15 protein-coding genes are annotated in these 14,563 nt (G+C 67.6%); 4 read left to right on the forward strand and 11 right to left on the reverse strand.

Translation table 11 applies throughout. The features are described 5' to 3' along the window. Positions 1–223: 223 nt before the first annotated feature. A complete protein-coding gene (locus AB4Y67_RS11975; RefSeq protein WP_441405999.1) occupies positions 224–655 on the reverse strand; it encodes an SRPBCC domain-containing protein in 432 nt (143 codons plus the stop codon). Between the two features lie 218 nt (positions 656–873). Here AB4Y67_RS11975 and AB4Y67_RS11980 point away from each other — a divergent pair, with 218 nt between their 5' ends. Beyond that, positions 874–1,374 (forward strand): SRPBCC family protein, encoded by a 501-nt coding sequence (locus AB4Y67_RS11980; RefSeq protein ID WP_441406000.1) that lies wholly within the window; start codon positions 874–876, stop codon positions 1,372–1,374. 30 nt (positions 1,375–1,404) lie between these two features. Then, complete coding sequence (locus AB4Y67_RS11985) at positions 1,405–1,647, forward strand: DUF7218 family protein (RefSeq protein WP_441406095.1); 243 nt, start codon at positions 1,405–1,407, stop codon at positions 1,645–1,647. Between the two features lie 32 nt (positions 1,648–1,679). Here the strand turns inward: AB4Y67_RS11985 and ku are convergent, their stop codons facing one another. Then, positions 1,680–2,693: a non-homologous end joining protein Ku gene (gene ku / locus AB4Y67_RS11990; protein ID WP_441406001.1), complete on the reverse strand. Its 1,014-nt coding sequence runs from the start codon at positions 2,691–2,693 to the stop codon at positions 1,680–1,682. Between the two features lie 40 nt (positions 2,694–2,733). Here ku and AB4Y67_RS11995 point away from each other — a divergent pair, with 40 nt between their 5' ends. Next, positions 2,734–5,292: an ATP-dependent DNA ligase gene (locus tag AB4Y67_RS11995; protein ID WP_441406002.1), complete on the forward strand. Its 2,559-nt coding sequence runs from the start codon at positions 2,734–2,736 to the stop codon at positions 5,290–5,292. 89 nt (positions 5,293–5,381) lie between these two features. Here AB4Y67_RS11995 and AB4Y67_RS12000 read toward each other — a convergent pair whose 3' ends face one another. Then, positions 5,382–5,639, reverse strand: coding sequence for a hypothetical protein (locus tag AB4Y67_RS12000; protein ID WP_441406003.1), 258 nt, complete (start codon positions 5,637–5,639; stop codon positions 5,382–5,384). A gap of 109 nt (positions 5,640–5,748) precedes the next feature. Beyond that, positions 5,749–5,982, reverse strand: coding sequence for a hypothetical protein (locus tag AB4Y67_RS12005; RefSeq protein WP_441406004.1), 234 nt, complete (start codon positions 5,980–5,982; stop codon positions 5,749–5,751). A gap of 376 nt (positions 5,983–6,358) precedes the next feature. On the opposite strand from AB4Y67_RS12005, the gene AB4Y67_RS12010 reads away from it, so the two are divergent. Then, on the forward strand, positions 6,359–7,972 hold the full coding sequence (locus AB4Y67_RS12010; RefSeq protein ID WP_441406005.1) for an MFS transporter: 1,614 nt from the start codon (positions 6,359–6,361) through the stop codon (positions 7,970–7,972). A 198-nt stretch (positions 7,973–8,170) separates the two neighbouring features. Here AB4Y67_RS12010 and AB4Y67_RS12015 read toward each other — a convergent pair whose 3' ends face one another. The 7 genes from AB4Y67_RS12015 to AB4Y67_RS12045 all read right to left on the reverse strand — a co-directional run bounded on the left by AB4Y67_RS12015 (position 8,171) and on the right by AB4Y67_RS12045 (position 14,452). Beyond that, positions 8,171–8,953 carry an SDR family NAD(P)-dependent oxidoreductase gene (locus tag AB4Y67_RS12015; protein WP_441406006.1) on the reverse strand — a complete coding sequence of 261 codons (783 nt, stop codon included), beginning with the start codon at positions 8,951–8,953 and terminating at the stop codon, positions 8,171–8,173. Between the two features lie 22 nt (positions 8,954–8,975). Beyond that, positions 8,976–9,743 carry a hypothetical protein gene (locus tag AB4Y67_RS12020; RefSeq protein ID WP_441406007.1) on the reverse strand — a complete coding sequence of 256 codons (768 nt, stop codon included), beginning with the start codon at positions 9,741–9,743 and terminating at the stop codon, positions 8,976–8,978. Between the two features lie 127 nt (positions 9,744–9,870). Continuing rightward, positions 9,871–10,215, reverse strand: coding sequence for a GNAT family N-acetyltransferase (locus AB4Y67_RS12025; protein ID WP_441406008.1), 345 nt, complete (start codon positions 10,213–10,215; stop codon positions 9,871–9,873). Continuing rightward, positions 10,212–11,546 carry an acyltransferase family protein gene (locus AB4Y67_RS12030; protein ID WP_441406009.1) on the reverse strand — a complete coding sequence of 445 codons (1,335 nt, stop codon included), beginning with the start codon at positions 11,544–11,546 and terminating at the stop codon, positions 10,212–10,214. The genes AB4Y67_RS12025 and AB4Y67_RS12030 overlap by 4 nt, the downstream gene beginning before the upstream one ends. 126 nt (positions 11,547–11,672) lie before the next feature. Next, entirely contained in the window at positions 11,673–12,065 is a 393-nt protein-coding gene (locus AB4Y67_RS12035; RefSeq protein ID WP_441406010.1) for a DUF1304 domain-containing protein, read from the reverse strand. A 45-nt stretch (positions 12,066–12,110) separates the two neighbouring features. Next, positions 12,111–12,986, reverse strand: a complete 876-nt coding sequence (locus tag AB4Y67_RS12040) for a class II fructose-bisphosphate aldolase (protein ID WP_441406011.1) — start codon at positions 12,984–12,986, stop codon at positions 12,111–12,113. Continuing rightward, a complete protein-coding gene (locus tag AB4Y67_RS12045) occupies positions 12,986–14,452 on the reverse strand; it encodes a GntP family transporter (protein WP_441406012.1) in 1,467 nt (488 codons plus the stop codon). The genes AB4Y67_RS12040 and AB4Y67_RS12045 overlap by 1 nt, the downstream gene beginning before the upstream one ends. Between the last annotated feature and the right edge of the window lie 111 nt (positions 14,453–14,563).

Genomic DNA, 14,563 nt, shown 5'->3' on the forward strand with positions numbered 1-14,563 from the left:
CTGCTCCACCGTATCAACCGGCTTCTTAACCGCGTAGCGCTTGAGCCCGATCACTGCGAAGGCACTCACGACGGTTCCGGCCGCGATGGCGACGACGAACATCAGGAAGTTGTCGATCGCGAAGAAGACGAAGATTCCGCCGTGCGGGGGAGGGGCCGGACGGCGGCCGCGCCTCCCTGCCGGGGACGGGCCGGACGGCGGCCGCGCCTGTTTAAGGACTCCCTTACGCCCGTTCCGCGATGTTCTTGACGTCAGCCACGAGCCGGTCCCACATCCCCTGGGAGTGCTGCGCGGCCTCGGCGCTGGCGTTGTTGTCCTGCGAGAGCGTGAGCCGCGTCGTCACGCCCAGGTCTTCGAGGGTCCAGGTCAGTGTGTGGTAGTTCGCCGCAACGTCCTCGCGGCCGCCAAGGGGGCTGAAATGGGTGTGAACCAGGCGCCGCCCGGGTTCCATCTCGAGGATTTCGCCCTTGTCCTCGTAGTTTTTGCCCTCCCACTCGCCGCGCCACACGATCGGTCCGCCCACCGTCCAGCCCGTGACAAGCTCCGTCCCGAACATGAACTCCTCCACAGCCGCCGGATCGGTGATCACCTGCCAGACCCGCGCCGGCGGAGCATCGATGGTGACGGTCGACGTCGCCACATAGTCGTCTGCCATGGCTTCCCTTCCTCGGTGCCGGGCGGCAGCCCGCCCGGCACCGAGACTACTCCGGGTGCCGGCACACGGACAGGGAGCCGGCAGCCGACTCCCACCCACGCAGTACTAAGCAGACTTAGTACATGCTTGTCACAGCCCTGCGACGCCGATAGTTTGGAAACCGCGGCACCACTACCGTGGCCCGCCGCAGGACCTGTTCCCGGCCGAAGGAGACACCCGTGGCAACCGTGCAGCACAGCATTGAAGTCGACGTTCCCGTATCCACCGCGTACAACCAATGGACGCAGTTCGAGACCTTCCCCGAGTTCATGAAGGGCGTGGAGGCCGTCGAACAGATCGACGAGACCTCCCTCCATTTCCGCACCGACATTGCCGGTGTCCGGCGCGAGTACCTAGCGCAGATCACCGAGCAGACCCCCGACCGGAAAATCGCGTGGGTCAGCACCGACAAGCCCCGCAACGCCGGAACCGTGACCTTCGAATCCCTCGGGGCCGAGCGCGCCCGCGTCAATGTCGAACTCGAATGGGAGCCCGAGGGGCTCGTGGAAAAGGCCGGCTCGGCCGTCGGCGCGGACAGCCGCCAGGTCACGGCGGACCTGGGCCGTTTCAAGGAGTTCATAGAATCCCGCGGCATCGAAACCGGCGAATGGCGGTCCTCGGTTGCCCGGGGCGAAGTAGACGAGTCCGCCGGCGGACCCGACACCCGGCTGCCGAGATAGCCATGCCCGCGGGGCAGCGAGAATCCCAGCATCAAGGACCCGGAGGTCTACGAAGCGCTGCTGGAGGACGGGGCGTCGAAGCAGAAGGCCGCCCGCATCTCCAACGCCGCGGCCGCGAAGGGCCGGTCAGCCGTGGGCCGCAAGGGCGGGAAGGCCGGGGACTACGACGACTGGACCGTCGCGCAACTGAAGGAACGCGCCAAGGAGATCGGCCTCAAAGGCTACTCGGCGAAGAAGAAAAGCGAGCTCATTTCCGCGCTCAGGGACTCCTGATTCCGGTGGCCGCCGGCCTGACCCCCAACGGCTCAGGCCTCTTTCCGCGCGCTCCTCGCGGCTGCCTTCGGGGCCGCGGCCTTCGTGCCGGCGGTCTTCGCCGCAGTGGCCGCCCCGGCCTTGGCGGCGGTCTTGGGCGCAGTCCGGGAGCCAGTCTTCGGTGCAGCCTTGGCCGCCGTCTGCTTCGCGGCGGTTGTGGAAGACCGGGCGGAGGACTTGGCGGCGGGCTTGGCGGAGCCGTCCCCGGGCGCTGCTCCTCCCCCGCGTTTCTTCTCCAGGCTGCGCTTGAGTGCCTCCATCAGGTCGATCACCTCGCCGCTGCCGGCCTCGGCAGCCGGGACGCCGAAGGTCTCCTCGGTGTCCAGCGATTCCCCCTTCTCCAGCTTCGCCTCGATGAGCTGGCGCAGCTGGAGCTGGTAGTCGTCGGTGAACTGGCCCGGTTCGAAGTCCGCTGCCATCGAGTCGACCAGCGCGGCGGACATTTCACGTTCCTGCGCGGAGATGCGGATGGTGGTCTCGAGGGAGGGGAAGCTGGCCTCCCGCACCTCGTCGGCCCAGAGCAGCGCCTGCAGCACCAGCACGTCGCCGCGGATCCTCAGGGCCCCCAGCCGGGTCTTGTCCCGCAGGGCGAACTGGACGATCGCCACCCGGTCGGTGTCTTCCAGCGCCCGGCGCAGCAGGACGTAGGCCTTGGGCGACTTGGAGTCCGGCTCAAGGTAGTAGCTCTTCTCGAACGACATCGGGTCGAGCTGGTCGGCCGGCACAAACTGCACGACGTCGATCTCGTGGCTGTTCTCGGCCGGAATGGACTTGAGCTCCTCGCGGCTGAGGACCACCGTGCGGCCGTCGTCCTCGTAGGCCTTGTCGATGTCCTCGTAGTCCACGATCTTGCTGCAGACCTCGCAGCGGCGCTGGTAGCGGATCCGTCCGCCGTCGGCGTTGTGGACCTGGTGGAGGCTGATGTCGTGGTCCTCGGTCGCGCTGTAGACCTTGACGGGCACGTTGACCAGCCCGAACGCTATGGCGCCTTTCCAGATGGCTCTCATGGATCAAGTGAACATCACAGTTGCGGGGAGGTGAAGCCCTTTGGCTGAAACCACGCCGGCCAGCACCAGGGAGCGGGTCCGGGTCGGCGGCCGCGAACTGGTGATCACCAACCTGGACAAGGTCCTCTATCCGGAGACCGGAACCACCAAGGCCGACGTGCTGGCCTACTACGCCGCGGTGGCGCACGTGCTGATCCCGGCCGCCGCGAACCGCCCGGCCACCCGGAAACGCTGGGTACACGGCGTGGGGACGGCCGATGCACCGGGCGAGATGTTTTTCCAGAAGAACCTGGACCATTCGACGCCGGGGTGGGTGCCGCGGGCCTCCATCTCCCACAAGGAACGGACCATCCAGTACCCGCTGGTCAACGACCGCGCCACGCTGGCCTGGCTCGCCCAGATCGCTGCCCTCGAGATCCATGTGCCGCAATGGCGCGTGGATTCCCACGGGAACCAGATGCCGCCGGACCGGCTGGTGCTGGACCTGGACCCGGGCGAAGGTGCCGGGCTGGCCGAATGTGTCGAGGTCGCGAAGCTCGCCCGCGCCATCCTGCAGGATGTGGGCCTGGATCCCGTACCCGTGACCAGCGGCAGCAAAGGCATCCACCTGTACGCCGCCCTGGACGGCACGAAGGAATCCGAGCAGATCTCCGGGTTCGCCCACGAACTGGCCCGCGCCCTGGAAGCGGACCACCCGGAGCTGGCCGTCAGCGACATGAAGAAGACCCTTCGCGCCGGCAAGGTCCTGGTGGACTGGAGCCAGAACAGCGCGGCGAAGACCACCATCGTCCCCTATTCCCTGCGCGGGCGGCTCCGGCCGACAGTCGCGGCGCCCCGGACCTGGCGAGACCTCAACTCGCCGACCCTGCACCAGCTCGACTACCAGGAGGTGGTGAAGCGGGTGAAATCCGGCAAGGATCCCTTCGCTGCCATCTCCGGCCGGGGCCGGCCGGCGGCCGCGCCGGACGGCCATCCGGACGACCTCTCCGGGGAACCGGCCGGCGACGGCGGCGACACCGACCCGCGGCTGGAGACGTACCGTGCCAAGCGGGACGCGGCTTCGACCCCGGAGCCGTTTACGGCGGAACGGTCCAAAACCGACCCCGACGGCGGCACCGTCCGGGAGAAGTTCGTCATCCAGGAACACCACGCCAGCCGGCTGCACTTCGACCTCCGGCTGGAGCGCGACGGCGTCCTGGTGTCCTGGGCGCTGCCCAAAGGCGTCCCCACCGACAAGGCCAAAAACCACCTCGCGGTCCAGACCGAGGACCATCCGCTGGACTACCTGCACTTCGAAGGCACCATCCCCAAGGGCCAGTACGGCGCCGGGACCATGAGCATCTGGGACAGCGGGTACTACGAGGTCGAGAAGTGGATCGCGGGCAAGGAGGTCATTGCCACCCTCACCGGACAGGACGACGGCGGCCTGGGCGGCGCCCGCAGGTACGCGCTGATCCACACCGGCCGGGGCGATGACCAGTGGCTCATCCACCTGATGGACCCGCTCGGCGCGACGAAGGGGCACACCGCCCCGCCGCCGGAGGAGCCGCCGACGGCGACGGCGCCCGGCCAGCCCGCTGCCCCGGCCCCGACTCCGGCCCCGACTCCGGCTCCGGCTCCGGCTCCGGCTCCGGCTCCGGCTCCGGAGGAGTTCAGTCCCATGCTGGCCAGCTCCGGAACCACCGCCGACCTGCCGGACAAGGACTGGCAGTTTGAACTCAAGTGGGACGGCGTGCGGGCCCTGGTCCTCGGGGACGCGCAGAAGATCCGCCTGATCAGCCGCAACGGCAACGACATGACGGCCTCGTATCCCGAACTGACGGATCGCTCCTGCTGGCCGGAGCAGGAGTTTATCGCCGACGGCGAGATCATCGCCGTCGGCCCCTCGGGGCGGCCGGACTTCGGGCTGCTGCAGGGGCGGATGAAGCTCACCAGGGCCTCCGACGTCGCGAAGGCGCGGGCGTCGACGCCGGTGCGGCTGATGCTGTTCGACCTCCTGTCGGAGCACGGCAAGGACCTCCGCCATCTTCCGCTCGGCGATCGCCGGGCCAGGCTGGAAGCGTTCTTCACTCCGTCCGCTTGTCCGGTGGAGCTCTCCGGGGTGATCGACGGCGATGTCCGGCACATCCTCGAAAGCGCCGAGGAGCTGGGGCTCGAGGGCGTGATGGCCAAGCGCACGGACGGCCGCTATGTCGGGCAGCGCAGCAGGTCCTGGCTCAAGCTCAAGTTCGAACGCACCCAGGAAGTGGTGGTCGGCGGCTGGCGGCCGGGCAAGGGCGAGCGCGGACAGTCGGTGGGCTCACTGCTGCTGGGGATTCCGGACGGCTCCAGGCTGCGCTACGTCGGCCGCGTCGGCAGCGGCTTCAGCACCCGCGAGCTGGCTGAACTCCGCCAGCAGCTCGATTCCCTGCCGCGGAAGACCTCGCCGTTCGAGGAGGTGCCGGCGGCCGACGCCTCGGACGCGCATTGGGTGAGCCCCCGGCTCGTTGGAGAGGTCACCTACGGGGAATGGACCGGGAGCGGAAAGCTCCGGCACCCGGTCTGGCGCGGCTGGCGCTTGGATAAGACACCGGCGGACGTGGTGGTGGAGGACGGCTGAGGGCAGCGAAAAGCCCGGGACGATCCTTGCGGACCGTCCCGGGCTGCTGGTGGGGGCTGTCGCCGCCGGCCCTGAGCCGCCGGCTGTGGTCAGGAGGAGTGCGGGGTGTCCGGCGGGGTGATCCGGTGAACCGCGTTCACCGCGGCCCCCTGCGCCAGGCGGCCATGCCTGACGTCGTGCTCCTTGGGGTGGCGGTGCTTGCCGTTGCCGTCCGGCCACTGTTTCCCTTCGGCTGCGGAAGGCGGGGCGGGGCGTTTCGTTTCCGGGCCGGGCGCCTCATCCATGGACTCCGCCAGATGACTGGCTACCTCGGGATTAATGTCGTCTCCGAACTGGTGTTCCGCCATTGCTCTTCCTTCCGCTATCGAATCAGGCTGTCGAATTACGCCGTCGAATTAAGCTGTGAAATGAAGTGTCCAACTATCCTAGGTCGGCCCGCGTGCGATGTCTGTAGGGCTACCAGCGGACTTTCTTTTCCGTCGGACCCTGCTTGCCGCTGACGTGCGTGGGCTTGTGGCTGTGGCCGACGCTTTGTGAGCCGGCGCCGCCCCGGGACTTGCTGGCGAGCATCTCCTTCTGGGCGTCGGTGAGGCGCGACTTGATGCCCTTCCCCTGACCCTCCTTGGCCTGGGGCTTGCCGTCCCCTTCGGCTCCGCTGTTGCTGCTGTTCTTCGTGTCTTTGCCAGTCATGGACTGTTCTCCTTGTGCGGCTTCTTGATCAGTGCTGCGCTGACTCCAACCCTAAGCGCATTCCGGCTCCCGCGGGTACCCCTTTTTCGCGGTGCAGCGGGCATCCCCGAGGCCTGTTTCGGGCCGAAAAACCGGCTCCAGGCCGCCCTCTGGGGAAAAACTTTGCGCCCGCCCCGGTGCAGGCCGGGGTTTCCCAGCATTGGCGCGGCGAAACAGCGGAAAAGAAATCCGCCAATGAGCCCCTTCCCGGGGCCGAAACACCGGATCATACGGCACCAAACTCGGAAACACCATAGAAATCACGTAAAATTGAAAGCCTGCCCAGAGCGGGGCAGCTACAAGTCGCAAGCAAATGACCTCCTTAGGAGCGGCCCAAATGCCCAAAGACCGAAGCACGACCGACTCTTCAGCAGGCGTGATGAACGCCAGCGGAACCTACCAAGCTGCACCCACGGGTGTAAAGAAACCAAGGCTGCGGACGCGGCGTCGACTCAAAGAGTCCGACGTCAACGTCGTCAACAAGCCGATGCTCAAGAAAGCACTCGGCGGCACCATCGTGGGTAACACCATGGAGTGGTACGACGTCGGCGTGTTCGGCTACCTGATCACCACCATGGGACCGGTGTTCCTGCCCGAGGCGGACAAGAGCGTTCAGACGCTGTTCCTGCTGGGCACCTTCGCCGCCACCTTCATTGCCCGCCCCCTCGGCGGAGTCATCTTCGGCTGGCTCGGTGACAAGGTGGGCCGCCAGAAGGTCCTCGCCTGGACCCTGATGCTGATGGCTGCGAGCACCTTCGCCGTCGGCCTGCTGCCCGGCTACGCGCAGATCGGCATGTGGGCAGCTGCCCTGCTGGTCCTGCTCAAGCTCGTCCAGGGTTTCTCCACCGGCGGCGAGTACGCCGGTGCCACCACCTTCGTGAGCGAGTACTCCCCGGACAAGCGCCGCGGCTTCTTCGCCAGCTTCCTGGACATGGGCAGCTACCTCGGTTTCGCCCTTGGCGCCGCCCTCGTCTCCGGCCTGCAGCTGACCCTGGGCCAGGCCGCCATGGAGGAGTGGGGCTGGCGGATCCCGTTCCTCATTGCCGGCCCGCTGGGTCTGATCGCGATCTACTTCCGTAACAAGATCGAGGAATCCCCGCAGTTCCAGGCCACCCTCGACGCCCAGGAAAACGTCGCCAAGGACGCCGCCGCCTCCGACGCCGCCGCTTCCAAGGGCCCGGTGGGCATTGTGAAGGCCTACTGGCGTTCACTCATCGTTGCCATGATCGTGGTGGCAGCCGCGAACACCGCAGGCTACGCCCTGACGTCCTACATGCCGACGTACCTCACCGAGTCCAAGGGCTACGATCCCGTGCACGGCACCCTGCTGACCATCCCCGTGCTGGTCATCATGAGCTTCTGCATCCCGCTGACCGGAAAGCTGTCTGACCGGATCGGCCGCCGCCCCGTGCTGTGGATCGGTGCGCTCAGCACCGTGGTCCTGGCCGCCCCGGCGTTCATGCTGATCGGCATCGGAGAAATCTGGTCCACCCTTATGGGTCTGGGCATGATCGCTTTCCCGGTGACGTTCTACGTGGCCAACCTGGCCTCGGCCCTTCCGGCGCAGTTCCCGACGGCGAGCCGTTACGGTGCCATGGGCATCGCGTACAACTTCTCTGTGGCCATCTTCGGCGGCACCACCCCGTTCATCGTCGCCGCCCTCATCGGCGCCACCGGCGATGACATGATGCCGGCCTACTACCTGATGGCTACCTCCGCGATCGGTGCAATCGCGATCTACTTCCTCAAGGAATCGGCCCAGCGCCCCCTGCCGGGCTCCATGCCCAGCGTGGACACCCAGGCCGAGGCCAAGGAAATCGTCGCGAACCAGGACGAGAACCCGCTGATCGACCTCGTGGAGATGGATATGCCGTTCACCACCGCGGCAGCTGATTCAGCCGCCGGTCCGACGTCGGCGCGTGACACCGACAAGGTTCCGGCCAAAGCCTGAGCTTGCCCCTCTGGCAGCACGTCCGGGTTCATCCTGAGCCCGGACGGCTAACCCAGGACCTGTAGTCAAGTCCCGCCCTTTGAGGCCTGCCTTGCGTGATTACCCATTGGGGAATCACCCGAGGCAGGCCTTTGGCGTGTCCGGCTATTGCGGCTGAGTGGCGCGGACCGCAATGCCGCACGCCACCGGCGCTGCTGCCTACTTGGCGCGCCGGGGCGGCCCGGCCACTAGCCGGTCGGGGAGGATCCTGGTGGCCGCGGTCAGCACCTTGTAACGCTTGGTCGGGATGGAAACGGCCTTGCCCTTCGCGTTGTCTGCGAGGCCTTCCCGGACCACCCGTTCGGCCTGCAGCCACATCCAGCGCGGCGTTACCGTTTTGTCCATGCCCATCCGGTCGTGGAACTCGGTGTGGGTGAAGCCAGGGCAGACGGCTGTCACGGTGACACCTTGTTTGGAGTAGGCCAGGTTGGCCCCGCGGCTGAAGCTGACAAGCCATGCTTTGGCCGCCGAGTAGCTTCCCCGGGGAAGGAACGCTGCCACACTGGCGACGTTGATGATCCTTCCGGAGTGCCGGCTGAGCATGCCCTGCAGCGCGGCATGGGTCAGCTGCATGGCGGTCTCGACGTGCAGTTTGAGGTGCTTGGTCTCGTCAGCGATGTCGTTCTCCGCGAAGGAACGCAGCAGGCCCATCCCGGCGTTGTTGACCAGGATTTCCACCGGACGCGCCGGGTCAGTGAGCCGGGCGACGACGGCCGCCACGCCGCCGTCGTCCGTCAGATCCGCGGCGAGAACTTCGGCACGGATGCCGTACCGCTTCTCCAACTCCTCCGCCGTGGCCTGCAGCCGGGTGGCGTCGCGGGCCACCAGCACCACGTGGTGCCCCTTTTCGGCGAGCTGGCGGGCGAATTCGGCCCCGATTCCGGCGGTTGCTCCGGTGATCAGGGCAGTGGTGTCAGCAGGTGTCGCGGCACGTGAAGTCATGGCGAAAGCCTAACCCCCGGGGCTACGCCAGAGCCTGCCCGGCGGCCAGCTCGTCCTCCGCCGGGTCCTCCGCAGCGCCCAGGTGCCGGTTCTGCAGCTCCTCGGTGGCCAGCTCGTACCAGGTGTGCGCGCCGAAGGACGGGCTGGCCGTGTCGAGGTGCCGGTAGAGGGCGTCGGCCAGCTGGCCCAGCGCGACGTCGGACAAGGCCCGGACCGTGGCGGCCGGGTCAAGACTCCCCTCGAAGTAGTCGGAGAGCGTCAGCCCGTTGACGGTGCTGAGCTCGTCAGGGATCGGGCTGCAGGCCCCGTCCAGTCCCGGATTCAGTTGCCCCGGGACGGCGGCGTCCCCGGGGCCGCCGTCGAAGGACTCGGCGAAGGTCTCGGCGGGGGCAAGCAGCGGGACCGCCGCGAGTTCTCCCTCGAGGCCGGCGAGGACTTCGCCGTCGGAGCCGACGTGCAACAGGCAGATCGGCAGCTCCGCGGGCTCCGCCATGGTGACGCGGAACGGCTGATTTCCGGCGGCGGTCCCGCCCGGGGACCCGGCGCCCGGCTCCTGGGCAGCTCCGCTGGCATCGGCAATGGACCTCAGCTGCAGCAGGATCTCCGGGTCCAGGTGGGACGCGCCGTGAAGGTCGATGACGACATCGGCGCCTGCACCGAGGCGGCCCGCGCGCCGCATGATGTGCAGCAGTGCGGGGAAGTCTGATTGGGTCAGGCAGCCGGTGACTTCGAGGGTCACGTGTCCGGGATCGACATCCACACGGACAAGCACACGCAGTTTATGGTTCATGGGGTTCTCCAAAGGGACACGTCCAAGAGCCAACTGCATAACTCTTCTAGAACTTTACGGCGTTGTTGGTCCGGTCACAAGCAGAGAAAGGCCGCCCATGCGGCCTGCCGAGAGAGCCGGTGCGGCGTCAGGCTCCGGCCGGGGCCCGCTCCGGCCAGTCGATGTACTGGTTGTAGGCGTCGTGTTTGCGCAGGTACCGGTACATAAAGGGGCAGTTGGGGATGATCCGTTTGCCGGACGCCACCACGTCGTCCAGCGCGAAGTGCGCCAGGACCTTGCCCAGTCCCTGGCCCTGGAATTGTTCGGCCGTATCTGTGTGGATGAAGTCCACGTGGCCCGGTTCATCGATGAAGCGGATCTGGACGGCCAGCTTCCCGCCGACGTGGAGCTCGTAGCGGTGCAGCTCATCATTCCGGGTAGTGGATACGTTCGGGCTGAACGTGTCTTCAGTGGCTGCCGAGTTCTCCGTCATGGTTCGACATTGGCACTTAATGGCGGGCGTGGCAATGGCGGTCCCGATCCGGCGGGACCAGGGCCGGCCACGAGCCGGACGGGGATCCGCCCCAGCAGCAGCACGGCCAGCGCGAAGCACGCCGCTCCCCCGCCGAGCAGTCCCAGCGTCAGTCCGTTGAGCGCCGCGTCGGCCACCGGGACAAAGACGACGACGGCGGCGGTCACCACGGCGGCCGCCGGGCGGGACCGGGCAGTACCGGGCGACGTCGGGCGTTCCTCGAGCCGGCCGAAGAGCGCCACTACGGGCAGCAGCAGGCCGGTCAGCGCCAGGAGCACCAGCGGCCGCCCCCACCACCAGGCGGCGGTTCCGCCCGCCGGCTGGGGAAAGTCCGTGAGCACCAGCAGTCCGGACAACGCCGCGAGCAGGGGCAGGTGCCAGAGGTAGACCGTCATGGACCGCCGCCCGGCCAGCCCGATGAACCGCCGCATCGAGGTCAGGGATGCGACTCTTGTGAGCGCTGGCCGGAGGAGCTGCAGGGTGGCGGCCTGCGAGATCCCGAGGAGCAAAAGGGTCAGGTTGGGCGGGTTCAGGTTCACCAGCATGTTCCCGGAGTACAGGCCCAGCCACACAAGCAGCCCCAGGACCAGGTTGCTGGCCAGGACGATGCCCGCCAACGCAATGCGCCCGCGGGCCAGCGTCCCGTCGGCGAGGAAGAACCCAAGCTGCTGCACGGCGCACCAAACGAAGACCATGTTGAGGTAAGCCAGCATTGGCATCACCCCCCGCAGGCAGTCGACGGCGATCACCAGCGATGTGAGTCCCGCCAGGGTCAGCCAGGGCGCGCGGGCGTGCAGCCGGGCCAGTAGCGGAAGGTTCAGCTGGGCCGCGAGGTAGGCAGCGAGGAACCACAGCGGCATGCCTGCCCCGGACACCAGCAACTGGATGACCTGCGGGTCCACCCCGGCCAGCAGCGCCGCCCAGAGCGCGGTGAACATGATGGCGAGCAGGACTGCGGCGGGCCGGATGAGCCGCAGCATCCGCGCCTGCATGTAGTCGAAGGTGTTGCCGCCCCGGGCGCGGAGGCGGCGCCAGGACTGCAGGCCGGTGATGCCGCCGGCAACGAAGAACAGCGGCATGACCTGCAGGACCCAGACCACGGGTTCGAACCAGTGCTGGTTGCCGAGGGTGTTGTCGGAGGTCACGGTGCCGTCCGGGTGCAGCACGGGGCTCACCATCATGGTGTGCGACACCACCACGAGTGCAAGGCAGAAGAACCTGGCGAGGTCGATCACCAGGTCGCGGTCGGGCCGCAGTGCCTGCCCGCTCCCCGCCGGCTGCCGTGGAACCATTGAGCCCCCAAGGAACCTGCCAACTCACCGCATGGGCTGTTGGGCGTCAACGCTTCTGATTTGCCTATATTGTCGGCCTTGTCCGGGCGTGCGGCCAGTGCCGTCGGGCCTGCTTTTGCGGCGGGTTCAGGCGGTCAGCAACCCCAGCACGCCGAGTACGACGGCGAGCAGCGGCGTCGCACCCTGCGTGGCGGCCGCACGGAGGTACTTGCGTCCGCTCAGGGCGAGAACGATCGCGGCCAGGAGCATGGATCCGCAACTGCTGAAGACCAGGGTCCACCCGACTGCGGGGTGTCCGAGGGCGATCGCACCGGTGCCGGCCAGCGCGCCGGCGGCGAGGAACAGATTGTAGAAGCCTTGGTTGTAGGCCAGCGGCCGCGTGGTGTCGGCGTCCGCCTGCGAGGCCACGCCGAAGCGCTTCCACGTGGCCGGCCGCGTCCAGGTGATGGACTCCATGGTGAAGATATAGACGTGCAGCAGGGCCGCAAGCAGCGCAAAAACGAGGGAGGCCAGGATCATGTTCCTGATCCTAGCCTCCCCCGGTGCCGGAGCGGTTGTGCCGAGTCAGCGGGAAAGCGTGGCCAGCGCCGTGGCCGCGAATGTCCCCGCCGAGGCGTCCCATTCGGCCAGCAGTCCCTGCAGGTTTTCGCCGTCCTTCCGGTGCGCCCCGGTGCGTGCCTCGAGGGTTTCCAGGACGCCGGTGCGCAGCTCGGTATTGAAGTTGACCTTGCCAACGTTCATGGCGGCGGCCTTGACCAGCTCGGCGGTGGGGATGCCCGAGGCGCCATGCAGCACCAGGGGAACGCGGGTCCGCACCGCGATGTCCTGCAGCACGTCCCACCGCAGCTCCGGTTCGCCCTGGTACCGGCCGTGGACGTTGCCCACGGCCACGGCCAGCAGCTGGGCCCCGGTGCGGGCCACGAAGTCCTCAACCTGCGCGGAGTCGGTGAGTCCGGCCGCCGGGGCGCTGCCCTCGGCGTCGGCCCCGAAGGCCTTGTCCTCGTCGCCGGCCAGGCCGCCGAGTTCCGCCTCGATCACTACGTCCTCCGAGCGGGCACCGCCGGCACCGTCAAGCGCAGCCCGCGCTGCCTGGACCAGGGCGATGTTGTCCTCGTACTCCAGCGACGATCCGTCCACCAGGACGGAGTCGGCCCCGGCGGCGACGGCGCCGACGATCACCCCGAGATCGGAGGCGTGGTCAAGCTGTACGGCGACCGGGACAGATGCGGAGTCCGCGAGCCCGCGCAGCGCCGCGATCAGCCGGAGTCCGTTCGGCGTGGCCGCCGTGCTGGGCGAGACCAGCAGGATGGCGCCGCGGCCGGATTCTTCAGCAGCCGCCACTACGGCAAGCGCTGTGGTGAAGTCGTAGCAGGTGAAGGCCGGAACGGCCGATCCCTGCTGGAGGGCTGAAGCGACCAGGTGATCGAGACGTACACGCATCAGGCGCTCAGGCCTCCCACCAGGATCCAGGCCACAAAGGTCAGGGCAAAGCCGGCAAGGCCAAGGATGGTGGTGAGCACGGTCCAGGTCCTGAGGCCGTCCGAGACGGTCAGGCCGTAGTACCGAACCACGGTCCAGAAACCGGCGTCGGTCACATGGGAGAGCCCGAGGGCGCCGAAGCCGATCGCGATGACGATGACGGCGGTTTGCGCCGGCGTGTAGCCGCCGGCAGTGACAGCGGACGTGAGCAGCCCCGCCGTCGTCACGATGGCCACGGTTGCGGAACCCTGCGCGGCACGGAGGGCCAGTGAGATGATGAATCCGAGGACGATCAAGGGCAGGCCCAGCTGATCCAGGGTCTCCGACAGCGCCGCTCCGATGCCGGAGGTGCGCAGCACTTCGCCGAATACGCCGCCGGCTGCGACCACCATGAGGATGGAGGCGATGGGCGGGAGTGCGCCTTCGAAGATCTCGCCGGTCTCGCGCAAGGACCACTGGCGGCGGACGGCCAGCAGGAAGAAGGAGAGGCCGACGGCGACCAGCAGCGCGAAGAAGGGGTTGCCGACGAACGCTGCCACGCCGTACCAGTAGCTCTCTTTGTCGATCGTCAGGGTGCCGACGGTCCCGAGAAGGATCTGGATGATCGGGGCGGCAATAAGGAAGATGATCAGCCCGGGCCGGGGAGGTGCGACGACGTGGTGGTCCTTGCCCTCATGGCCCTCGTGGATGATGTCCTTGGAGCCGAATTCGTCGAGCTGGGCCTTGACTCCGGGCAGGAGTTCGTAGTCCTTGCGGTTCATGATGGACGCCACCCAGTAGGACAGGAAACCCAGCGGGATGCAGATGATCAGCGAAATGAGCGTGATGAGGCCGATGTCCGCGCCGAAGACGCCGGCTCCGGCCACGATGCCCGGGTGCGGCGGTACGGCCACGTGGATGGCCAGCATGATGCCGGCCATCGGGAGGCCGAACTTGACGGGGTGCACGTTGGCGATCTTCGCGAAGGCATAGACGATCGGCACCAGCACAATGACGCCGACCTCGAAGAACACGGGGATGGCGACGAGGAACCCGACGCCGGTGAGGGCGACGGCGACGCGCTTGGCGCCGAGCTTTGCGGTGAAGTGGTCAGCGAGCGATTGCACGCCGCCGGAAACCTCGATCATGCGGCCGAGGATCGCGCCGAGGGCGATCAGCAGGGCGACCTTGCCCATGGTGCCGCCGACACCGGTGGCGACCACCGTGAAGACGTCTTTCAGCGGGATCGTCGATGCCACGGCGACCAGGATGCTGACCGTCAGCAGCGCCACAAACGCCTGGATCTTGAAGCGGATGATCATGACCAGCAGGATCGCAATGCCGATGGCCGCGATGGTCAGCAGCAGCGGAGTGCCGAGCTGCACGGCCGGTTTGATCGGCGCGACGTCGGCCGCCCGCACCATCAAAGAGTTGATCAGGGGGTTCATCTGGGGGTGTCTCCTTTGACGTCACTGTAGCCAGTGACCGGGTGTTTCGCCGACGACGGCGGAAAGGGGGGATCCGCCGTCGTCGAGTTTGGGGAATCTGGGGTGGTGCGG

Source organism: Arthrobacter sp. YAF17, assembly GCF_052113365.1.
GTDB lineage: Bacteria > Actinomycetota > Actinomycetes > Actinomycetales > Micrococcaceae > Arthrobacter.